Source organism: Brevundimonas sp. ABV4_179 (genome assembly GCF_056311945.1).
Window position 1 is genome coordinate 2685107 of sequence record NZ_CM149976.1, and the last position, 20639, is coordinate 2705745.

Consider the following 20639-nt stretch of genomic DNA (forward strand, 5'->3'; position numbering starts at 1 on the left):
TGATTGGATGCGACGCTTGGGTGGACGCTAACATTGGTTATCAGCGATAAGCAACGTGCCGCGACGTCATCTGCGGCGCGACGGATCGTCCCCGTGGCGCTGGCGGCGCGAGCGCTCTAGAAGGCGCCTCATGACCATATTGATCGCGATCACGGGCGGCTCCGGCTCGGGCAAGAGCACTCTGGCGGAGGCGCTGGTGTCCGCCTTGCCGGGCGGCGCGGCCGTGCTGGTGCGCGAGGACAGCTATTACAAGGACGCGGCCGCCCTGCCCGGCTTCGACGCCGCGACGTTCGATTTCGACGACGTGTCGGCGCGCGATCACGACCTGATGATCGCCGATCTGAAGGCGCTGAAGGCCGGACGCGGGGTGACGGCGCCGGTCTATTCCTTCATCCACCATGGACGAGAGCCGGGCGGCGAGCCGATCCCGCCGTCCCAGGTGGTGATCGTGGAGGGCACCCATGTCCTGTGCACGCCGGACCTGACGGCCCTGTTCGACATCCGGGTTTTCGTGGACACCCCCGCCGACATCCGCTTCATCCGCCGCCTGCTGCGCGATCAGGCCGAACGCGGCCGGTCGGCGGATTCGGTCGTGGCGCAATATCTGGCCACAGTGCGGCCGGGCCACGAGCGACTGACCGAGCCGTCGCGCACCCATGCCGACTTCATCGTCGCCGACGCCACCGCCGCCGTGCGCCTGGAAGACCCCCAGGCCGTTGTGCGCTTGGCCGCGCCGGTCTTGGCCCATCCTCTGCTGCAGGCCCTGCTGGACAGTTAGGGCCAAGGATTTCGATCCCGTCGATACGGATACCAGACTTGGCGTCACTCCTCGATCCCGCCTTACGGTTTCGGATACGACCATCCACCGCTTCGCAATCCCTCCCCGCACAGCGAGGAGAAGATGCCGTCGATCACCCCTTCAACAACCCCAGCAGCGACTCGGCCGCCGCGCGTGACGACCCCGGGTTCTGGCCGGTCACCAGCTTGCCGTCGGTCAGCACGTATGACCCCCAGTCCGGCCCCTTGGAATAGTCGCCGCCGTTGGCGATCAGCACATTCTCGACCAGGAACGGAACCACGTCGGTCAGGCCCACGGCGTCCTCTTCGGAGTTGGTGAAGCCCGTCACCTTGCGGCCCTCGACCAGCGGCTTGCCGTCCGGCCCGTTCACCGACTTCAGCACGCCCGGCGCGTGGCAGACGAACCCGGTCGGCTTGTCGGCCCTGGCGAAAGCCTCGATCAGAGCGATGGAGTCCGCGTCATTGGCCAGGTCCCACAGCGGCCCGTGGCCGCCCGGATAGAAGACGGCGTCGAAATCTTCGGCCTTCACCGACGACAGGACGACGGTCGCGGCCAGGGCGGCTTGCGCCTCGGCGTCGGCCTTGAAGCGGCGCGTGTCCTCTGTCTGGGCGCCCGCGTCGTCGCTCTTGGGGTCCAGCGGCGGCTGTCCGCCCTTGGGCGAAGCCAGCACGATCTCGGCCCCCGCATCCTTCAGCGCGTAATAGGGCGCCGCCAGTTCTTCCAGCCAGAAGCCCGTCTTCTTGCCCGTATCGCCGAGTTGATCGTGCGACGTCAGCACCAGCAGGATTTTCATGAAACAGGTTCCATCTCGTGGGGCGTCCACAGATGGGAAGGCTGCGCGCCCGCCTCAAGGCTGGTCTGCGCGCGCGAAACGTCCCAACCTGCGTGTTTGAGTCACCAGAGGCGGAACCCGATGAAACGTTTGATCGGCCTGATCGCGGCCCTCGCCGGCCTTTGCCTGTTCGGCCAGACGGCCCAGGCGGCCGCGCCGTGCGGCCTGGGCCAGCCAGGCCAGACCCAGGCGGTCGCCATCGGCGGATCGGGTCGGACCCTGCTGCTGCACATCCCGACCGGGTTCGACCCCGCCCGTCCTGCGCCGCTGGTCTTCCTGCTGCACGGCAGCGGCGGCACGGGCGCGTCCATGCTGGCCTCGTCCCGGCTGGCCGAGGCGGCGGACAGGCATGGATTCATCGTCGCCGCCCCCAACGCCGGCATTCCGGTCGAGCGGGGCTTCGTCTGGAACATCCCCGGCGTGCCAACCATCACCGGCGCCGTGCCCGGCCCCGGCGACGCCGACGATGTCGCCTATTTGACGACCACGATCCGCTATCTGGCGGAACAGGGCTGCGTGGACGACAGCCGCGTCTATGCGACAGGCCTGTCGGGCGGCGGGCGGATGACGTCCTGGCTGGGGTGCGTCGCCGCCGATCGCTTCGCCGCCATCGCCCCGGTCGTGGGCCTGCGCGCCGGCAATCCGAGGAAGGATCGCCCCGATGAGCCCGACCCCGCCACCTGCCGCCCCTCGCGCCCCATGCCGGTCATCGCCTTCGCCGGCGACGCCGACACGACCAATCCCATCCAGGGCGGCGGCGCGGGCTACTGGAGCTACACCATGCACGCCGCCGAACAGCGCTGGGCCCAGTTGAACGGCTGCACCCAGGTGCGCGACACCCGGTGGATCGCCGATAAGATTTATGAAGAGGGTTACGCCGCCTGCCGCGACGGCGCGGACGTGGTGGGCCGCATCACCTCCGGCGGCGGCCACAGCTGGGTCGCCGACAACGACGCCCTTTGGGCCTTCTTCGCCGCCCATCAGCACGCCGCCGGTGCGCTTTAAAAGGGGGATAAGGACCAGCGTCTTGGCCGCTCGCGCGATGGCTTCTCGACCAAAATCCATCTCCGCTGCAACGCTCAAGGCCTGTATTCCCTCAAGCCGCAGCCGCGAGACACCTCTATCGAACTTGCCAAAAGGTCGAGAACCTGTTCGCCTGCCTCAAGGTCTGTGCGCATCGCTATCCGTTACGACCGATGCGCACAGACCTTCATTGCCGCCGATCGCGGCAATCCATGATCTTCTGGATCAATAGGTCCTAAGCCTTGGTCAGGCCGATCAGCGACCTGTCGGAGCCGGGGGCGCAGGCGGGGTGCGGACGTCGACAGGCGGGGGCGGCAGGATGCCAGGGAGCGCAGGCGGCGGGGCGACACCGGCTGAAGGCGGAGGCGGCGGCGGACCACCTTCGGGTCCCAAGGCCTGAGCCAGGGCACGCCCATCGGGTCCAGGCGGCGGGGGCGGAGGCGCGGGTCGACCTTCGGGGCCCGCCACGCCGGGACGCGGCGCGGGACCACGCGGCTCGGCCTGCCGACCGAAGAGACCTCGACGATGATGGGGCGGGGGCGGCGCGGGCGCAGCGACGGGCGGCGGCGGCGCGGCGACGGGCGGCTGTTGCTGCGACGGGACAGCCTGGGCCTCGGCGCCGGACGCCGCGCCCAGCGCCGCGAAAGTCGCGACGGCGGCCAGCAGTCTGCGGTTCAGGGGACGGGAAGAACGCATAGATCTCTATCCTTGGGTTGACGGAGACCGAGGCGGCGACGCCCCTCGGCAAGGCCCTTGTTCTCGGCCCGCCCAAAGGCGCCGCTGAGACCCGGACGTATCGGCGTGTATCCAGCGGCGCCTGAGTTGTGTCGGCATGTGTCGATGCGATGGACGACATGAACCGACACGAGAAACCCCGCGACAGACGCATCGCGACACGCCACACAGACGCGATGAACCCGTCCGCCACGCTCCTGGTCGTCGATGACGATCGCGACATTCGCAGCCTGCTGGCCGAACGGCTGGAAGGCGAAGGCTACGGCGTGATTCAGGCCGCAGACGGCAAGGCCATGCGGCGCGCCCTGTCAGACAAGACCGTGGATCTGGTGATCCTGGACCTCAACCTTCCGGGCGAGGATGGCTTGACCCTATGTCGCGACCTGCGCGCCAGCTCGGCCGTTCCCGTCATTATGCTGACCGCGCGCGGCGAGGCCATCGACCGGATCGTGGGACTGGAGATGGGCGCAGACGACTATCTGGCCAAGCCGTTCGAGCCGCGCGAGCTGTTGGCCCGTATCCGAAGCGTTCTGCGACGCACCCGGGCGCTGCCGGCCAATCTGGAGCCCACGACGCAAACCCGCGTCCATTTCGCTGGTTGGACGCTGGACCGCGAACGCCGCCTGCTTAGCGCGGCCGACGCACGCTTGGTCAGTCTGTCCAGCACCGAGTTCGACCTGCTCGACGCTCTGGCCGCCCACGCCGGCCGGGTGCTGAGCCGGGAGCAGCTTCGCGCTCTAGCCGCCGCGTCCGACACCGACGACCGCGCCATAGACCTCAGGGTCAGCCGGCTCCGTCACAAGCTGGGCGACGACGCCCGGTCGCCCGAACTGATCAAGACTGTGCGCAATCTCGGCTATATGCTTGCTGCGACGGTTTCGAGCCCTGACGCGGCGCCCGAGGGATGACGCGCGACACCCTGGCGCGTCGAATCTTCCTGATCCTGCTGATCGGGGCCGCCCTGTCGGCGGCGGCGGCGCTCTGGCTGTCCGACAGCCTCTATCGCCAGCGACAGGCCGACCAGGATCGCAGCCAGGCGGCGGCGCGCATCGCCGCCGCGCTTCCCGTCCTGAGGTCAGGCGCCGATGTCAGGGGCGTGGCGCGCGCGGCCGAAGGGATCGTTCCGGGGTCCGCCGACGTCGCCCTGACGCGACGATTGGCCGAAACCCTGGGCCAGGGCCAGGCCGTGGCCTATCAGACGCGAGCGGCGGATTGCGTGCCGCCTCCGCCTGCTCATCTGCCCGGCCGGACGCCGCCCGGACCGCCCCTGCCCCCGCTGTCCGTAGCGCCCGGAAGCACGGCGCCCGCCGCGCCCCACCCGCCTGTCGGTCCCGCCGAGCAGAACTGCCGCCTGATCGTCGCGCAGACGGGGCAAGGAACGCTGGCCTTGACCACCGCCCTACCCCCGCCGCCCGCGCCCCTGGCCGCCGACCGCTTGGGACTGGTGTTTCTGGGCGTGATGGCCCTGGCCGCCGCCCTTCTGGCCTGGATCGCGGCCCGACTGGCGGTTCAGCCCCTGCGCAGCCTAAGCACGGCCGCAGCGGCGCTTGGAGACGACCTGGACCGTCCGCCGCTTCCTCTCGCCGGCCCTGAGGAACTGCGCGATGCGGCCGCAGCCTTCAACACCATGCAGATGCGCCTGAAGGCCGCGCTTTCCGACCGCACGCGAATGCTGGCCGCCATCACCCACGACCTGCAGACGCCGCTGACCCGGATGCGGCTTCGGCTCGACAAGGTGACGGACGCCGAACTGCGCGCGCGTCTGCTCGCCGATTTCGCCGCCACACAGGTGCTGATCCGCGAAGGTCTGGACCTGGCGCGCGAGGTGGAGGCGAGCGAGCCGACCGGACAGGTCGATCTGCCCTCCCTGGTGTCCGCCCTGGTGGAAGATATGGCCGACGCCGGCCTGCCGGTTCGCGTAATCGAAACCTGCGCCGCCGTCGCGCCGACCCGGCCTCAAGCGCTTCGTCGCGCTCTGGGCAATCTCATCGACAACGCCGTTCAGCACGGGGGGGCGGCGGACGTCGCCCTGATCCGTGACCCGAGCGGAGATATCGCCATCACGGTGCGCGATCACGGTCCGGGCGTACCGGAGGATCAGCTAAACGCCGTGCTGGAGCCATTCCATCGCCTGGACGCCTCGCGATCACGCGACAGCGGCGGCGCGGGCCTCGGCCTCACCATCGCCCAGCGCATGGCGGCCCGCAGCGGCGCCAGGCTGACGCTGTCCAACCACCCCGACGGCGGCCTGGAAGCGCGTCTTGTGTTCGCGCAACTCGGCCCGCAGAATCAGGTTTGACGCCAGCCGTGATTGCGGAAAGCCTTCGTGTCTCCGAAGGAGCCAGGATCAGTTAACCGCCGTAACCCCGGCCGCCGCCGCCGAAACCGCCGCGCGAGACGACCGTGGTGCGGCTCTGCACCCGCGTCGGAGCCTGGCGCGCCACATCGCCGTGTTCGCGCGCATTGGTCAGGGTCTTGCCGGTGCGATAGTCGCGATAGGCGTAACCGCCGCCGTAGCCGTTCGACAGCCGCCCCTCCCGGTCGCGATACAGCGGTCCCCCGCCGCGATAGCCGCCGTTCAGCATCTGGCTGACGATGAAGCCGGTCAGCAGCGGGCTGAAGAAGGAGCCCCCGTTATTGTTCGGCTGGCATTGCGAAGGCCCCCACTGGCCCTCGCATTCCTCGCGCGTGGCGTAACGGGGCGCGGTCTTGGCGGCCTCCCGCTGGGCCTTGGCGAGGGCGGCGTCGCACTCGTTATCGGGAATGTCGTTGGCGGCCTTGCACTCGTCCAGCGATTGATAGGCCAGGGTCGGTTCAGGTTCGGGCGCCGGAACGCGTTGAGGCGAGCCGCAGGCGGCTAGCGAAAAGCTGGCGGTCGCCATCAGGCTGCTGACATGAAGCACGCGCGAGCGTTTCAGTCGGCGCATGGTCTCGGTCTTGGGCAGGTCCTTGGGATCGGTCATGGGTTCACGACGTCATGCAGGCGGCGTTGAGCAGGCCGACGCAGATGGAGATGGAGGCCAGATAGACGGCCGCGGCGATCTCGCCCGCCTCGATGCGGGCGACCAGGTTGCGAAAGGCCATGCGGCTGATGGTGACGAACACCACGATCTGGATCACGCCGGCCAGCAAGGCCCAGGCGGCGAACTCCATCAGGCTGACGGTGTGCGAAAGGGCCGAGGCCAAAGGCAGGACATAGCCGATCAGCGCGCCGCCCAGCGCGATGGCGGCGGCCGTGTTGCCTTCGCGGATCAGCGTATGCTCGTGATAGGGCGTGACCCACTGGTAGATCAGTTTGAAGGCCAGGGTGAAGGCGCCCGCCATGGCGAAGGCGATCAGGAAGGCGATCGCCCCCTGCTGAAACACGAACCAGTCGAACATCGGTCTTGCCCCTCGGATTGCGCGGTCAGGCGCGGAACTCGGCCATTTCCAACGGAATGCCGATCATGATTTCATGCGTGGTGTCGCCGCCGTCAGGCTGCTGCTCCAGAGCCAGCATCAGTTCGCGGCCGCCGCCCAGTTCGCGCGCATACAACATGCAGGTCTGAAAGATCTTGGCATAGGGCGTGGTCGCGGCGCGGTCGTCCCAGATCGTCTCCCATAGGGTGACGGGCGGCTGGATGGCGTCGCTCTCGGCGAACCAGAAGCGGGGATAGTCGGGCAACTCTTCGGCCGCGCCGTGAAACACCGGCGCCGACAGCCGGTCGCGCCAGATTCGGCGTTCGCGCTCGCCCGGCGGATAGGCTGAGGTCCATGGCACGAACAGGCTGAAGTCATAGCTTTCCAGACCCGCCTCGTCATCGCTCATGGCCTGAAGCATGACGTGGTCGTCGGTGTAGAAGCGATGCACGAACTGACCGCTGTCCAGACTGACCAAACCTTGCGCCGAGATGTCCAGCACGTCGCGATCCAGGGTGAAAGGCGTCTCTCCGCCCAGCCGGCGCCAGGACAGCGGGTCCAGCGACACGGTGCGGCCCACTGTGATGTTGCGCACCGTCGCCAGCCGATTGGCGGGCGCGGCCTTCTCCGACGATCCGAAAAGCTTCTTGAACATGGGCGACTATCTAGGCCCGATCCACGCCGACGGCGAGCGGACAGCGACGATGCGACCGAATGAGGCGGTTCATGGCGTGACATTCCGTCCGATCTTGCGTCAAGTCAAGCGTTCATGTTACACGTTACATGTAACGATATGCCAAACGACACCTTGCCCTCTTCCGCCGCCACCGACCGCATCCGAGCGTGGCGACAGGCGCGCCGTGAGGCGGGCCTGGTGAAGCTGGAGCTTTGGGTGCCAGCGGCCGCCCGCGACGACGTCAAGGCGGCCGTGCGCGCCATCGTCACAGATTCCACGCGCGGGCCGCAGCTTGCCCAACGCCCGCGCCGCCCCACTTCCGATTCCATCACCCCCGGAGACGACCATCAAATGGACGCCGTGATCGAAACCCCCTGGACCGTGCCGACCATCAAGGCGGCGCTGGACGGGTCCACCCTGTTGCGCGAGGGCGAAATGACCCTGCGCGTGGTTGAGGGCGCCGAGCCCGTTCTGTTGGCGACCATGCATGAGTACGGCGACCTGCCGGTCTATCTCAGCGTCGGCGGCGCCCAGATCGTCTGCTCCGTGCTGCTGTGGCCCGTGTCGGAACAGACCGACCGCCACGCCTTCAACGAGTTCCTGCTGAAGGCCCAGCGAGTAGTGCCCCTGTCCAACTTCGCCATCACCAACGTCGGCGGCGAGGATGTGTACGAATTGATGGGCGAACTCTCTTGCAAGACGACGCTGCAGACCATCCTGATCGAACTGCGCACCCTGGCCGAGAATGCGATCGACGCCACCGAACTGCGTGAAACCTTCGGCGCCGACGCCGCCTGATCCCGGAAGACCGACCATGTCCATGCTCAGAAAACTGTCCGCCCTGTTTCGCGGCACGGCCCACGATGCGGCCCAGGGCGTCGTCGACGCCAATGCGCTGAAGATCCTCGACCAGGAAATTCGCGACGCCGACAACGCCCAGGGCAAGGCCCGCGATGATCTGGCCGGCCTGGTGGCGCGCCGCCGCATGGCCGAAAACGAAATGACCAGCTTCCGCGACCAGATCGCCAAATACGAAAGCTCGGCCCGCACCGCCCTGGGGCAGGGCAAGACGGACCTGGCGCGCGAAGTCGCCGGCCGCATCGCCGAGCTGGAGGTCGAGATCACCAGCCGCGCCCCCCTGATCGAGGACATGAAGACGGCCGAGACGCGCCTGCGCACCGCCATCGCCTCTACGGACCAGAAGATCGAGACGCTTCGTCGCGAGATCGACATCGTCAAGGTCAACGATTCCGTCCAGCGCGCCCAGACCTCGGTGGCCTTGAACTCGGCCGGCGCCCAGTCGCGCATCGGCTCGGCCGCCGACAGCCTGCAACGTATCAAGCAACGTCAGGCGATCCAGGAAGAGAAGCTGAACGCCAGCCAGGCGCTGGAAGATCGCCGCACCGGCGCCGACCTGGACGCAAAGCTGCGCGAGGCCGGCATCCTGCCCGGTCATTCGTCGGCCGACGACGTCCTGGCCCGCCTCAGCCAGCCGGACGTGACGGTGGTCACGCCGCGGATAGGCCAATCTGCGCCCGACAAAGACCAGGCCTGATCCATGGAGCGTCTGCGCTTCGATCCCCGCACAGACTGGGACGCCAAGGCCGAGGAGCTCGGCTTCACCTGGCGCCACACCGACGGCAAACCCTATTGGGACGAGACGGCGGCATACGCCTTCTCCTTGGCCGAGATCGAAGAGGGGATCGAGGCGCCGACCGAGGAACTGCACGGCCTGTGCCTGGAACTGGTCAACGAGGCCGTCCAGTCCGAACGGCTGATGGAGCAACTCGATATTCCCGAGACCATGCGGGACTATGTGGCCGACAGCTGGAAGCGGGGCGATCCCTCCCTCTATGGCCGGTTCGACTTCGCCTACGACGGCGCGGGTCCGGCCAAGCTGTACGAATACAACGCCGACACCCCGACCAGCATCTATGAGACGGCGGTGTTCCAGTGGTTGTGGCTGGAAGATCAGATCAAGGCCGGCGCCCTGCCCGCCGATGCGGATCAGTTCAACAGCCTGCATGAGAAGCTGGTCGATCGATTCCGCGCCATCTTCCCGGACGGCGGCTTCGTGCATTTCGCCTCGGACGCCGACTTCGTCGAGGACCGTCAGACGGTGCGCTTCCTTGAAGACCTGGCTCAGCAGGCCGGGCTGGAGCCCCAGTTCGTCGCCATCGACCAGATCGGCCTGAACGCAGACGGCCGGTTCGTGGATCACGACAACTGGATCATCCAGGCGCTGTTCAAACTGTATCCGTGGGAGCAGATGCTGCGCGACGAATACGCCGCGCCCTTGCCTACCGCCGACGTGACGGTGTTGGAGCCGGCGTGGAAGAGCATCCTGTCCAACAAGGCCATCCTGCCCCTGTTGTGGGAACGCCATGCCGGTCACCCCAACCTGCTGGAATCCTATTTCGAGGGCGATCCGGCCGAAAGCGCGCTGGGATCGTCCTATGTCCGCAAGCCCCTGTTCTCGCGCGAAGGCGACAATGTCGAACTGATCGACCAGGGCCAAACCGCCGCAGAGGTCGTGGACGGCGGCTATGGCGAAGGCCGCTACATCCGCCAGGCCCTGCACAATCCGCCGAACTTCGACGGCAACCACGTGATCGTCGGGTCGTGGGTGGTCGGAACGGCACCGGTGGGAATCAGTCTGCGCGAGGATATCGGCCGCATCACCCGCAACACCTCCCGCTTCGTACCGCACTTCATTCGGGGCTGAGGTCGAGCCGTCCGCAATAATGCGCTTTCGGGCCGAAAGGTCGATTTGTCCGCTTACGGCGCAGGCTCGTCTTGCGTCGCGGCTTCGGTCTGGACATAAGGGCGAAACCGCACACGCGGGCCGGCTTAGCTCAGTTGGTAGAGCGCCAGTTTTGTAAACTGGATGTCGCGGGTTCGATTCCTGCAGCCGGCACCACCTTCTTTCGACCAATGGGGCGATGCCCGACACCACCAACAAGCTGGGCCACAAGATCGGCGCGCGCGGCGGCAGAACCCGCCAGGCGATCCTCGATGCGACCCGACGCCTGTTGAACGCAAGGCATTACGGCGAGATTCGGGTCGCCGACCTGGCCTCGGAAGCCGGTGTGTCGCCATCGAATTTCTATACCTATTTCAAGACGGTCGAAGAGCCGGTTCTGGCGTTGTGCGAAGTTGCGGCGACCGATTTTCAGGGCTTGGCGACCTATTTTCAGGCCGATTGGCCGGGCGACAAGGCCTTCACCATCGCCCGCGCCTTCATCCTGGACGTCATGGCGATCTGGCGCAGCCACGGTCAGGTTCTGCGGGTCGAGCATATGCTGGCGGACAATGGCGACGCCGCCTTCGTGGAAAGCCGCGTGCGCCGTCTGCGCCGGCTGCACCTGGCCATTGAGCGCCGCGTCGCCCAGGCCCACGCCAGCGGCCTGCACCCCAAGGACTACAATCCCCGCCTGGCCTCGTACCAGATCGCCTCCATCGCCGAATCGACCGCGGCCAGCTTCGATCTGTTGCGCCGAGCGGATACGCCGGAGGCCATCCTGGACACGGCGGCGATCATCGTCGTCAAGCTGACGACCGGGCGCTAGAGCCCCAGCGGGCCGTAAAGCCAGGTCAGCCAGATCCCGACCGCCAGGAAGACGCCGAACGGCAGCCTGTCCGTCGCACTGACAGATCGCCGCACCACCAGCATTCCGAACACCAGGCTGAGACCCACGGCGCAGGCCCACAGCAGGACGCTGGGCAGGCCGATCCAACCGACCCAGGCCCCGGCGCCCGCGAACAGGAAGGGATCGCCGCCCCCCAGCCCCTGACGCTTACGGACGGCCTGATAGAGCCAGCCCACCAGCCACAGCCCGCCGAACCCCGCCGCCGCTCCGATCAGGTGCGTCAGGGCCACGTCCCAGCCAGCCCCCATGGCCACGACAAGGCCGGTGGCGATCAGCGGCAGGGTCAGGATGTCGGGCAGCCAGAAGTTTTCGCCGTCCACAATGGCGATCAGCAGCAACTGCCAGCCCAGGACCGCCGTCGCCAACGCCATGAACAGCGACGCTTCCTCCCCGATGGCCCACAGCCCCGCCCAAACGCCGATGCCGGCCGCCGCCAGTTCGATCAGCGGGTAGCGCCTTGAAATCCGCGTGTCGCAGCGCGCGCAACGGCCGCGCAAGGCCAACCAGCTGACCAGCGGAACCAACTCCCACGGGCGCAGCGGCTGGTCGCAGCCCCGGCATCGCGACCGGGCCATGACGATGTCCTCGTCACGCGGCAGGCGAACACTGGCGGCGGCGATGAAACTGCCGAAAACCAGGCCCAGGCCGCCCATGACGGCGGCGGCGATCACAGGGTTCATGAGCGGGTCCAGACGGCGACGACCGTCGTGGCTTAACCGCCTCCGAGCGCCACCGCTACATGATAGGTCACCAGCGACGCCAGATAGGCCAGTCCGAACATGTAGCCGATCATGATCCAGGTCCACTTCAGCGAGTTGGTCTCGCGCCGCACCACGCCCAGCGTCGCCACGCACTGGGGCGCGAAGATATACCAGGCCAAGAAGGACAGCGCCGTGGCCAAGGACCAGTGGGAGGCGAGCGTAGAGGCCAGCAGGCCCGTCGCATTCTCCGCATCCGCAATGGCGTAGGTAGTGCCGAGCGCCGCCACCGCGACCTCACGCGCCGCCATGCCGGGGATCAGGGCGATGACCATCTGCCAGTTGAAGCCGATGGGCGCGAAGATCGGCTCCAGCGCGCGGCCGATCATTCCGGCGAACGAATAGTCGATGGCGGGCAAAGTCGCATTCTCGGGCGGATAGGGGAAGGTCGCCAGAACCCACAGAATGACCACGGCGGGCAGGATGATTCGCCCCGCGCGGTTCAGGAAGATCTTGGCCCGGAGCCACAGGTTGAAGCCGACGCTCTTCAGGTCAGGGACCTTGTAGGTCGGCAGCTCCATCATGAAGGGCTCCACCGCGCCGCGCCAAAACACCTTGCGGATCACCAGCGAAACAGCGAGCGCGCTGAGAATGCCGGCCGCGTAGAGGCCGAACATCACCAGTCCCTGCAGATTGGCGAAGCCCCATACCCGCTCGTTCGGGATGAAGGCGGCGATGATCAGCGTATAGACCGGGATGCGCGCGGAGCAGGTCATCAGAGGCGCAACCAGAATGGTGGTCAGGCGATCCCGCTTGGAATCGATCACCCGCGCCGCCATCACGCCCGGAATGGCGCAAGCGAAGCTGGACAGCAGGGGAATGAAGGCGCGCCCATGCAGCCCCGCACCGCCCATGATCCTGTCCATCAGGAAGGCCGCGCGGGCCATATAGCCGAAGTCTTCCAGCGCAATGATGAACAGGAACAGGATCAGGATCTGCGGCAGGAAGACCAGCACGCTGCCGACCCCGGAAATGATCCCGTCCACGATCAGGCTTTGCAGCAGGCCGTCCGGCAGCACATTGGCGACCAAGCCGCCAAGCCAGCCAATGCCGGCTTCGATGCCGTCCATCAGGGGCGCGGCCCAGCTGAACACCGCCTGGAACATGACGAACAGCAGGGCCAGCAGAATCAGAAGGCCGCCGACTGGATGCAGCAGCACTGAGTCGATCTTGCCCGTCAGCGTATCGGGCCGCTCGGGCGGGCGCACGCAGGCCTTCATGATCCGCTCGGCCTCGCGCGCCGCGCTGCGCAGTTCAGCGGCGTCGGGCGTATGCCAGGAATTTTCGCCGAGCGCAGCGGCGTCGGCCTGAATCTCGATGGCGGCGATCAACTCGTCGACGCCGCGCTTTCGCGTGGCCACGGTGGTGATGATCGGCACGCCCAGTTCGGCGCGCAGCGCCTCCAGATCGATCCGCAGGCCCTGACGCTGGGCGATGTCGTACATGTTCAGCGCCAGAACCATCGGTCGGCCGACGGCCTTCAGCTCGAGGATCAGGCGCAGCACCAGACGCAGGTTGGTGGCGTCGGCGACGCAAACCACCACGTCTGGCGGCGTCTCTCCGGCCAGGCGCCCCAGCACGGCGTCGCGTGTCACCTCCTCATCCGGGCTGCGGGCGCGCAGGGAATAGGTGCCGGGCAGGTCCAGCACCGACATGGTGCGGCCGGACGTGGCGCGGATCAGCCCTTCCTTCCGCTCCACCGTGACGCCTGCATAATTGGCGACCTTCTGATGCGCGCCGGTCAGGGCGTTGAACAGGGCCGTCTTGCCGCTGTTGGGATTGCCGACCAGGGCGACGCGGGCGGTCTTCAGGGCGACGTCCATCAGACGACGTCCAGCTTTATTGTGAGGCTCTCGGCCTCATGCCGACGCAGGGCCACGCGCATGTCGTCCACCTTCATGGCGATCGGATCGTGACCGAACAGGCCTTCATGCAGCAGTTCGACCTGGGCGCCCTCGACGAAGCCCAGCTCCAGCAGACGGCGCTCCAGCTCCACGGCCTCGCCCTGGTGATGACAATGGGCGCCCACCTGGACAATGACGCCGCGGTCGCCGCGTCGGGCCTGGCTCAGCTTTATGGTGTCGGTCAAAGTTTACGCTCGCACGGGCGAGGCCGCTCCCCGACGGCTCCGCGTTTCCTTGACAGTGATTATCAGGTGCGGACACCCCTCGTCCAGCGGGACAGCTTGACCAATTGCCGCGCGCGCGCATTGCGCTATCAGACCCAGGAACAGGAGCCGTCCATGTCCCGCCTCGCCCTCGCCGCCCCGCTTCTTCTGGCCCCGATCCTGGGCCTGGCCGCCTGCGGACAGGATGCGCCCTCTACGCCGGCCATGACCCCGGCCAAGCCGGCTCATGTCCTGACCGAAGCCGAAAAGGCCAGTCTGCTGGCCGCCCTGCCCGCGCCTTACAACACCGGCGATCTGGAAAATGGGCGACGCGCCTTCGCCCGCTGCCGATCCTGCCACACCATCGGCGAAGGCGGCGCGGACATGGCCGGGCCGAATCTGTACGGCGTGTTCGGCCGCAAGGCGGGCGACCGACCGCGCTACAACTACTCTAACGCCATGCGGACGGCGAACTTCGCCTGGGATGCGGAGAAGCTGGATCACTGGCTGCAAAACCCGCGCGGCTTCCTGCCGGGCAACAAGATGACCTTCCCCGGCCTGCCCGACGCAAAGGACCGCCGCGACGTCATCGCCTTCCTGAAGGTGGAGACGGGCTACAAGCCGGAGCCTGCGCCCGCCTCCTGATCGGTCAGGCCTCCGCTATCGGCTTTTCGCCGCCGTCGCGCATCTCCTGGGCTTCCCATTCCTCGATCTTGCGCGCCGTCCATTCGGGCGACTTGGTGAAGCGCGCCAGGACGCCATAGATCACCGGCACCACGAACAGGGTCAGGACGGTGGCGAAGATGGCTCCGGTGAAGATCACCACCCCGATGGTCTGGCGGCTTCCGGCGCCCGCACCCTGCCACAGCACCAGCGGCAAGGCGCCGAATGCGGTGGCGATGGAGGTCATGATGATCGGGCGAAGGCGCAACGACGAGGATTCGATGATCGCCTCGCGGATCGACCGGCCCTGATCGCGCAGCTGGTTTGCGAATTCCACGATCAGAATGCCGTTCTTGGCCGCCACCCCGATCAGGATGATCAAACCGATCTGGCTGTAGATGTTCAGGCTGGACCCCGCCATCAAAAGGCCGAACAGACCGCCCGCCGCCGCCAGCGGCACCGTCAGCATGATGACCGCCGGCGTGATCCAGCTTTCGAACTGCGCCGCCAGCACCAGGAAGACCAAAAGCAGCGCCAGGCCGAAGGCCGCGACGACCGCCCCGCCCGCTTCCTGCTGGTCGCGCGCGGCGCCGCCCCACTGGACCACGACCCCGCCTTGCGGCTGTTTGGCCGCCTCGGCGCCCAGGAACTGCACCGCGTCGTCGATGGTCGTGCCGGGGTTCAGATCGGCCTGAAGCGTGATGGCCCGCTGGCGATCCAGACGCCGCCGATCCGGCGTGTCGCCGCTGGTCTTTGTCGTAACCACGGCCGACAGCGGCACCAGCTGTCCGCCGCCGGTCGCGACATAGAGAGCCTCCAGGTCCGAAACCTCGCGCCGGTTCTCCCGCTCGGTCTGCAGGATGACGTCATACTCCTGACCGCCCTTGATATAGGTCGTGGCGCGGCGAGAGCCGAACATGGTCTCCAGGGTTCGGCCGATGGACTGTGACGATACGCCCAGCGCCGCCGCCTTCTGCGGATCGACGTCGACCAGCAGGCGGGGCGAGTTGGGCTCATAGTTCAGGCGCGGACGCGAGAAGCCAGGGTTGCCTTGGGCCGCCGTCAGGATCGGCTGAAGCCAGTTGTAGATCTGCTGATAATCGCTGCCCGTGGCGATCAGCTCGATGGAGTTGGAATTGCCGCCGCCGCGCTGGAAGGCGCCGGGCGTGGAGGCGTTGACCTGGGCGTCCGTCTGGCCGCGCAGCTTGCCGTTCAGCTCCTGCGCGATCTGGGCGGCCGAACGGTCCCGCTTGGACCAGTCAGCCAGGGTCAGCACCGCATTGCCCGAGTTGAAGCCGCTGCCGCCGAAGCCCGGCGCGGACACCAGATAGCTGTCCGCTTCGCCGCTGGCCTTATATTCGGCCAGCAACGGCTCCAGCCCCAGCATGATCTTGCGGGTGTAGTCGAAGCCCGCGCCTTCCGGTCCGGCGACGCGCACGGTGACGCGCCCGCGATCCTCGTCCGGCACCAGTTCGTTGGGCAGCAGCAGGAATATGCCCCCCGCCCCCGCCGCCACCAGCAGGATCAGGGCGCCCACCCCGATCACGGCGATCCGACGCCCCAGCAGCATGTCCAGCGAGCGTGAGTAAGACGACTTCAGGCGATCCATGCCCCAGTCGACCCGGCGCGCGATCCAGCCGCCGGTCTGGGCCGGCTTCAGAATCTTGGACGCCAGCATCGGCGACAGGCTCAGCGCCAGGAAGGCCGAGAAGGCCACAGCCGCCGCGATGGCCGCCGCCAGCTCCACGAACAGACGCCCGACGTATCCCGGCAGGAAAAGCAGCGGCGCGAACACCGACAAGAGCACGATGGTCGTGGCCACCACGGCGAAAAACACCTGACGCGCCCCGCGCTCGGCCGCGACCAGCGGCGGCTCGCCGTGATCCAACCGCCGCTGGATATTTTCGACCACCACGATGGCGTCGTCCACCACCAGGCCGATGGCCAGCACCAGGGCCAGCAGCGTCAGCAGGTTCAGCGAGAACCCCAGCGGGGCCAGCACGATGAAGGTCGCCAGCAGGCAGATGGGCGCGACGATCGACGGGATCAGCGCAGCCCGCAAACTGCCCAGGAAGATGAAATTGACCAGGGCCACCAGCGCCATCGAAATGCCGATGGTGATCCACACCTCGTCGATGGCGTGAGAGGTGAAGACAGAGTTGTCCGAGCCGATCTCGATGGTCACGCCGGGCGGAAGGGTGGGCCGGATCTGATCGATCATCTTGTGAACGCCGTCGGAGATGGCCAGGTCGTTCGACTGGGCCTGGCGCGTCACGGCCAGGCCGATCTGATCCATGCCGTTGCCCCGGAAAAGGCGACGATCCTCTTCGGGCGCCTCCTCGACCCGCGCGATGTCGCCCAACCGGGTGACATAGGTGGGCTGGCCCTGGATGATGGCCGAGGAACCGCTGCCCGTGCCGGTGGCGACCGAAGCCGAGGCCGAGGCCGACCCGCGCGTGCCGATGGGCAACTGGCGAAAATCGTCGGGCCGGGCGTAGGTGCGCGCCACGCGCACGGTGTAGTTCTTGGCCGTGGATTCCAGCGATCCGGCCGGAAGCTCGACGTTCTGGTTGGTCAGGGCCATCTCGACGTCGTTGACCGTCAGTCCACGCGCCGCCATGGCCGCCGAATCCAGCCAAATCCGCATCGAATAGCGCTGCTCGCCATAGATGTTCACCTGGGCCACGCCCGGCACCGTCGCCATCCGGTCGACCAGATAGCGGTCGGCGTAGTCGGTCAGCTGAAGCCGGTTCATGCTGGTCGAGCGCAGGAACACGATGATGATCGGCTGGCTGTCGGAATCGGCCTTGGCCACCTCGGGCGGGTCGGCCTGGTCCGGCAGTCGGCCGACCACGCGGCTGACACGGTCGCGCACGTCGTTGGCGGCGTCGTCGATGTTTCGATCCAGAGAGAACTCGATGTTGACGCTGGAGCGACCGTCGCGGCTGGTGGAGTTGATCCGCTCCACCCCCTGGATCCCGGCGATCTGTTGTTCCACCGGCTCGGTGATACGGCTCTCGATCACTTCAGCCGAGGCGCCGGCGTAGCTGGTGTTGACCGACACGATGGGCGGATCGACATCGGGCAGTTCGCGCACAGGCAGGAAGAAGAAGGCCGCCGCGCCGATCACGCACAGCACGATGGCGGCGACGGCCGCGAAGACCGGCCGCCGGACCGAGACATCGGACAGCATCATTGGGCGGCGCCCGACTTGCGCTGCGCCCCGGCCACGCTGACGGGCGCGCCTGGCTGGATGCGGTTCAGGCCCGAACCCACGATCCGCTCGCCGGGCTCGACGCCCGACAGGATTTCCACAAAGCCGTTTTCGACAGCGCCGGTCTCGACCTCGACCCGCTGGGCGGTCGAACCGTTCTGACCGGGCGCGATGCGATAGACGAAGGCGCCGGAGCCCTCATACTGCACCGCCGCTTCCGGCGCCGCGGCCGTCTGGCGCTGGCCCTGCTGCACCACGACACGCAGCAGCATTCCGGGTCGTATACGGCCGCCGGGATTGGGGAATTCCGCGCGGGCGGTGGCGGCGCGCGTCGCCTCGTTGACGCGCGTATCGATAAGGGCGATCCGCCCCTGGAACGGCGCATCGCCATAGGCGTCGGCCGTCGCGGTGATCGCTGCGCCCGGCTGCAGCAGGTTCAGATACCGCTCGGGCAAGGGGAAATCGACGCGAATGGTCGAGGTGTCGTCTAGGGTCGCGATCACCGCGCCCGGATTGATCAGGGTGCCGGGCGTCACGGTCGTCAGGCCCATCCGACCGGCGAACGGGGCGCGGATCACCCGGTCGCCGCGCCGCGCCTGCGCCGCCTGCAGCGAGGCGCGCGCGGTCTCCAGACCCGTCTCCGCCTGCTCCAGCATGACCTGAGGGGCCACGCCGCGATCAGCCAGCGCCTTGTAGCGATCATATTCGCGCTGGGCCTGATTGACGTTGGCGCGCGCCTCGATGATGGCGGCGTCCTCTTCGCGCGCCTGCAACTCGACCAGCGGCGCGCCCGCCGACACCAGCTGACCATCGGTGAACAGGACCCGCGTGATCAGTTCCGTAGTGGACGATGTGACATTGACCGAGCGCTGGCCGCGCGCCACGCCCAGCACCCGGATCTGATCCGAGAACGGACGCTGGGTCACCACGGCTTCCGACACCTGCTGCCCCCCCCTGCGTCCGCCGCCCGCGCCCGGCCCTTGGGCCGACTTGTCGTTGGAGGTGGCCACCTTGACCACGGCGGCGACGACCATCAGCGCCAGAAGAATCGCGGCGGCGACGAGGAAGAAGTGACGTTTGATCACGCGGCGGAACTCTCGATCAGGGGACGCCGCATGCATTACCGGCTAATGCGGCTTGCGCAACGTAATCCGACACTAACGCGCCAGGCGCAGATTTCCGTCGCGGAAATCCGCCCTTAGAACCGACGCCAGATCGCGATGACCGGGCCATGGGCGACCGGCGTCTCGCGGCCTGCGACGGTTTGCCGCCATCCGCCCTGCAGGCTCCAGGCCCCCAGGTCGCGCACCACCGACGCCTCCATCGACAGCCAGCGGGCGCCGCCGTCCGCCGCCCCGCCAAAGACCTGGCCAAGCGCCATCCAGCCGCGGCCGAACCGCGCGCCCGCCGTGGCGTCGATCCGCGTCTCGTCGGGCAGACCGTCGCGCAGACGCCGCGCGGCCTGAACCTCCACGAACGACTGCTGCATCCCCCATCGCGGCCCCAGCGACCGGCCCGCCGACAACCGCGCCTCCCAGTCGTGTTCGCCCACGCCCGGCGGTGCATAGTCCGCGTTCCGCCCCTTCCCGGCCCGGCTGTAGCCGCCGTAAAGGCTGATGGCGTTTCTGTCGTCGCGAAACACCTGCCAGGTCGCGCCGATCTCGATGGGACCGCGCCCCTCATACTCGACGAAAGCGTCCTCGCCCTCCTGCCAGTCGGCCTTCAGCTGCAGGGTGAGCCGATCCGTCGCCCCGTATTCGGCGAACAGGCCCAGGCGCGCATCGCGTCGCACGGCCGCCAAGGCCATCTCGTCGCCGGACGGATCGAAACCGCTGTCGGCCTTCAGACGCTCGTATTTGACAATGGCCTGGCCCTGCCCCTTGGGCTGGACCCAGGCGCCGGCATGGGCCGTCTGGGCGACGCCGAGGGACAGGACGCCCCCCGCCGCCGCCAGGATCAGGCGTCGTAGCCCGGCGACCTGCGCTCCAGTTGCCGCAGCGCGCCCGGCCAGGCCAGCGCCGAGACGAAGCCGATCCCTCGTCCCTGCTCCTTGGTCTCCTCCTGCGCCGCATCCGGGGCCAGCAGCACGTGCTCGCGCCCGCCCGACAACGCCGCCACCTGCTGCGCGCAGGCCCTTTCCAGGAAGAAGATGCCGATCCATGCCTGCGCCGCCGTCTCCCCGACCGCCAGCGTGCCGTGGTTGCGCAGCAGCATCAACGGTTTATCCCCCAGGTCGGCGACCAGACGTTCGCGTTCGTCGTGATGCAAGGCCAACCCCTCGTACCCATGATACGCAACCTGATGCTGCAGTAAACAGGCGTTCTGGCTGATCGGCAGCAAACCCTCCGCCTGGGCGGCGACGCCGACGCCGCCGACTGTGTGCAGGTGGATGACGAACTTGGCGTCTTCGCGCGCGGCATGGACCGCCGAATGGATGGTGAAGCCGGCCGGATTGATGAAGCTGGTCGTGTCCTGAACGATATTGCCTTCCAGATCGACCTTCACCAGCGACGAGGCGGTGATCTCGTCGAAGTAGAAGCCGTAGGGATTGATCAGGAAATGATGTTCCGGCCCCGGTACGCGCGCCGAGATATGGGTGAAGATCATGTCGTCCCAGCCGTGCAGCGCGACCAGCCGATAGAGGGCCGCCAGCTCGACCCGCACCTGCCATTCGGCCTCCGACACGCGGGACTTGATCGAGGGATTTGCACCGTCCGCCATGGTTTCCTCCTGCCTCTGCATGGGCGTTTGGACAGACCGTCTCCCTCGCGGCGCGCGGCGTC

19 protein-coding genes, 1 tRNA gene and 2 pseudogenes are annotated in these 20639 nt (G+C 67.5%); 11 read left to right on the forward strand and 11 right to left on the reverse strand.

The genetic code is table 11. The annotated features are described in order from the left end of the window. The first annotated feature begins 130 nt into the window (after positions 1-130). Positions 131-778 (forward strand): uridine kinase, encoded by a 648-nt coding sequence (gene udk, locus ACYX4P_RS13015; RefSeq protein ID WP_248117062.1) that lies wholly within the window; start codon positions 131-133, stop codon positions 776-778. Positions 779-911: 133 nt separating this feature from the next. Here the strand turns inward: udk and ACYX4P_RS13020 are convergent, their stop codons facing one another. After that, positions 912-1592 carry a type 1 glutamine amidotransferase domain-containing protein gene (locus ACYX4P_RS13020; protein WP_248117065.1) on the reverse strand — a complete coding sequence of 227 codons (681 nt, stop codon included), beginning with the start codon at positions 1590-1592 and terminating at the stop codon, positions 912-914. Positions 1593-1712: 120 nt separating this feature from the next. Between ACYX4P_RS13020 and ACYX4P_RS13025 the strand changes: the two are divergent. The 4 genes and pseudogenes from ACYX4P_RS13025 to ACYX4P_RS13040 all read left to right on the forward strand — a co-directional run. Further along, positions 1713-2210, forward strand: a pseudogene (locus ACYX4P_RS13025) (CE1 family esterase); the annotation flags it as partial. A gap of 396 nt (positions 2211-2606) precedes the next feature. Further along, a pseudogene (locus ACYX4P_RS13030) lies at positions 2607-2720 on the forward strand (IS5/IS1182 family transposase); the annotation flags it as partial. A 788-nt stretch (positions 2721-3508) separates the two neighbouring features. Then, positions 3509-4297, forward strand: a complete 789-nt coding sequence (locus ACYX4P_RS13035) for a response regulator (RefSeq protein WP_312572352.1) — start codon at positions 3509-3511, stop codon at positions 4295-4297. Next, complete coding sequence (locus tag ACYX4P_RS13040) at positions 4294-5688, forward strand: ATP-binding protein (protein WP_248117070.1); 1395 nt, start codon at positions 4294-4296, stop codon at positions 5686-5688. The genes ACYX4P_RS13035 and ACYX4P_RS13040 overlap by 4 nt, the downstream gene beginning before the upstream one ends. A 52-nt stretch (positions 5689-5740) precedes the next feature. On the opposite strand, the gene ACYX4P_RS13045 is transcribed toward ACYX4P_RS13040, so the two are convergent. From ACYX4P_RS13045 to ACYX4P_RS13055, 3 genes are read right to left on the reverse strand one after another with little or no spacing between them, the layout of a single operon-like run. Then, a complete protein-coding gene (locus tag ACYX4P_RS13045; RefSeq protein WP_292046080.1) occupies positions 5741-6352 on the reverse strand; it encodes a DUF1190 domain-containing protein in 612 nt (203 codons plus the stop codon). 4 nt (positions 6353-6356) lie between these two features. Beyond that, a complete protein-coding gene (locus tag ACYX4P_RS13050; protein ID WP_248117072.1) occupies positions 6357-6770 on the reverse strand; it encodes a DUF350 domain-containing protein in 414 nt (137 codons plus the stop codon). A 25-nt stretch (positions 6771-6795) separates the two neighbouring features. Continuing rightward, positions 6796-7443 (reverse strand): DUF2491 family protein, encoded by a 648-nt coding sequence (locus ACYX4P_RS13055; protein ID WP_248117073.1) that lies wholly within the window; start codon positions 7441-7443, stop codon positions 6796-6798. A 153-nt stretch (positions 7444-7596) separates the two neighbouring features. On the opposite strand from ACYX4P_RS13055, the gene ACYX4P_RS13060 reads away from it, so the two are divergent. The 5 genes from ACYX4P_RS13060 to ACYX4P_RS13080 all read left to right on the forward strand — a co-directional run bounded on the left by ACYX4P_RS13060 (position 7597) and on the right by ACYX4P_RS13080 (position 11033). Continuing rightward, on the forward strand, positions 7597-8262 hold the full coding sequence (locus tag ACYX4P_RS13060) for a YjfI family protein (RefSeq protein ID WP_248117074.1): 666 nt from the start codon (positions 7597-7599) through the stop codon (positions 8260-8262). Positions 8263-8278: 16 nt separating this feature from the next. Next, a complete protein-coding gene (locus ACYX4P_RS13065) occupies positions 8279-9019 on the forward strand; it encodes a PspA/IM30 family protein (RefSeq protein ID WP_248117075.1) in 741 nt (246 codons plus the stop codon). A gap of 3 nt (positions 9020-9022) precedes the next feature. Beyond that, complete coding sequence (locus tag ACYX4P_RS13070; RefSeq protein WP_248117076.1) at positions 9023-10189, forward strand: glutathionylspermidine synthase family protein; 1167 nt, start codon at positions 9023-9025, stop codon at positions 10187-10189. A 119-nt stretch (positions 10190-10308) separates the two neighbouring features. Then, positions 10309-10384, forward strand: a tRNA-Thr gene (locus ACYX4P_RS13075). Positions 10385-10406: 22 nt separating this feature from the next. Continuing rightward, positions 10407-11033, forward strand: a complete 627-nt coding sequence (locus ACYX4P_RS13080; RefSeq protein ID WP_248117077.1) for a TetR/AcrR family transcriptional regulator — start codon at positions 10407-10409, stop codon at positions 11031-11033. On the opposite strand, the gene ACYX4P_RS13085 is transcribed toward ACYX4P_RS13080, so the two are convergent. Genes ACYX4P_RS13085 through ACYX4P_RS13095 form a run of 3 tightly spaced genes read right to left on the reverse strand, consistent with a single transcriptional unit; the run spans position 11030 to position 13961 of the window. Continuing rightward, on the reverse strand, positions 11030-11794 hold the full coding sequence (locus tag ACYX4P_RS13085) for a prepilin peptidase (protein ID WP_248117078.1): 765 nt from the start codon (positions 11792-11794) through the stop codon (positions 11030-11032). The two genes, ACYX4P_RS13080 and ACYX4P_RS13085, sit on opposite strands and share 4 nt — an antisense overlap. Positions 11795-11826: 32 nt before the next feature. Next, positions 11827-13695, reverse strand: coding sequence for a ferrous iron transporter B (feoB, locus tag ACYX4P_RS13090; RefSeq protein ID WP_248117079.1), 1869 nt, complete (start codon positions 13693-13695; stop codon positions 11827-11829). Next, positions 13695-13961, reverse strand: coding sequence for a FeoA family protein (locus ACYX4P_RS13095; RefSeq protein ID WP_248117080.1), 267 nt, complete (start codon positions 13959-13961; stop codon positions 13695-13697). Before ACYX4P_RS13095 ends, feoB begins: the two co-directional genes overlap by 1 nt. Before the next feature lie 153 nt (positions 13962-14114). On the opposite strand from ACYX4P_RS13095, the gene ACYX4P_RS13100 reads away from it, so the two are divergent. Continuing rightward, a complete protein-coding gene (locus tag ACYX4P_RS13100) occupies positions 14115-14624 on the forward strand; it encodes a c-type cytochrome (protein ID WP_248117081.1) in 510 nt (169 codons plus the stop codon). 4 nt (positions 14625-14628) lie between these two features. Here the strand turns inward: ACYX4P_RS13100 and ACYX4P_RS13105 are convergent, their stop codons facing one another. The 4 genes from ACYX4P_RS13105 to ACYX4P_RS13120 all read right to left on the reverse strand — a co-directional run bounded on the left by ACYX4P_RS13105 (position 14629) and on the right by ACYX4P_RS13120 (position 20577). Next, the gene (locus ACYX4P_RS13105) at positions 14629-17835 is read right to left on the reverse strand and encodes an efflux RND transporter permease subunit (protein WP_248117270.1); all 3207 of its coding nucleotides are present in this window, start codon (positions 17833-17835) and stop codon (positions 14629-14631) included. Further along, a complete protein-coding gene (locus ACYX4P_RS13110; RefSeq protein ID WP_292046079.1) occupies positions 17835-18941 on the reverse strand; it encodes an efflux RND transporter periplasmic adaptor subunit in 1107 nt (368 codons plus the stop codon). The genes ACYX4P_RS13105 and ACYX4P_RS13110 overlap by 1 nt, the downstream gene beginning before the upstream one ends. A gap of 113 nt (positions 18942-19054) precedes the next feature. Beyond that, positions 19055-19663: a hypothetical protein gene (locus ACYX4P_RS13115; protein WP_248117083.1), complete on the reverse strand. Its 609-nt coding sequence runs from the start codon at positions 19661-19663 to the stop codon at positions 19055-19057. Positions 19664-19812: 149 nt separating this feature from the next. Further along, positions 19813-20577 carry a class II aldolase/adducin family protein gene (locus tag ACYX4P_RS13120; RefSeq protein WP_292046333.1) on the reverse strand — a complete coding sequence of 255 codons (765 nt, stop codon included), beginning with the start codon at positions 20575-20577 and terminating at the stop codon, positions 19813-19815. Positions 20578-20639: the final 62 nt, after the last annotated feature.

Bases quoted from the DNA above. Each gene is read 5' to 3' on its own strand.
- ACYX4P_RS13080 (WP_248117077.1), top strand. From the start codon at position 10,407: ATGCCCGACACCACCAACAAGCTGGGCCACAAGATCGGCGCGCGCGGC.
- ACYX4P_RS13120 (WP_292046333.1), bottom strand. From the start codon at position 20,577: ATGGCGGACGGTGCAAATCCCTCGATCAAGTCCCGCGTGTCGGAGGCC.
- ACYX4P_RS13105 (WP_248117270.1), bottom strand. From the start codon at position 17,835: ATGCTGTCCGATGTCTCGGTCCGGCGGCCGGTCTTCGCGGCCGTCGCC.
- ACYX4P_RS13100 (WP_248117081.1), top strand. From the start codon at position 14,115: ATGTCCCGCCTCGCCCTCGCCGCCCCGCTTCTTCTGGCCCCGATCCTG.
- ACYX4P_RS13050 (WP_248117072.1), bottom strand. From the start codon at position 6,770: ATGTTCGACTGGTTCGTGTTTCAGCAGGGGGCGATCGCCTTCCTGATC.
- ACYX4P_RS13115 (WP_248117083.1), bottom strand. From the start codon at position 19,663: ATGGCCTTGGCGGCCGTGCGACGCGATGCGCGCCTGGGCCTGTTCGCC.
- udk (WP_248117062.1), top strand. From the start codon at position 131: ATGACCATATTGATCGCGATCACGGGCGGCTCCGGCTCGGGCAAGAGC.
- ACYX4P_RS13035 (WP_312572352.1), top strand. From the start codon at position 3,509: ATGAACCGACACGAGAAACCCCGCGACAGACGCATCGCGACACGCCAC.
- ACYX4P_RS13065 (WP_248117075.1), top strand. From the start codon at position 8,279: ATGTCCATGCTCAGAAAACTGTCCGCCCTGTTTCGCGGCACGGCCCAC.
- feoB (WP_248117079.1), bottom strand. From the start codon at position 13,695: ATGGACGTCGCCCTGAAGACCGCCCGCGTCGCCCTGGTCGGCAATCCC.
- ACYX4P_RS13055 (WP_248117073.1), bottom strand. From the start codon at position 7,443: ATGTTCAAGAAGCTTTTCGGATCGTCGGAGAAGGCCGCGCCCGCCAAT.
- ACYX4P_RS13045 (WP_292046080.1), bottom strand. From the start codon at position 6,352: ATGACCGATCCCAAGGACCTGCCCAAGACCGAGACCATGCGCCGACTG.
- ACYX4P_RS13070 (WP_248117076.1), top strand. From the start codon at position 9,023: ATGGAGCGTCTGCGCTTCGATCCCCGCACAGACTGGGACGCCAAGGCC.
- ACYX4P_RS13085 (WP_248117078.1), bottom strand. From the start codon at position 11,794: ATGAACCCTGTGATCGCCGCCGCCGTCATGGGCGGCCTGGGCCTGGTT.
- ACYX4P_RS13040 (WP_248117070.1), top strand. From the start codon at position 4,294: ATGACGCGCGACACCCTGGCGCGTCGAATCTTCCTGATCCTGCTGATC.
- ACYX4P_RS13020 (WP_248117065.1), bottom strand. From the start codon at position 1,592: ATGAAAATCCTGCTGGTGCTGACGTCGCACGATCAACTCGGCGATACG.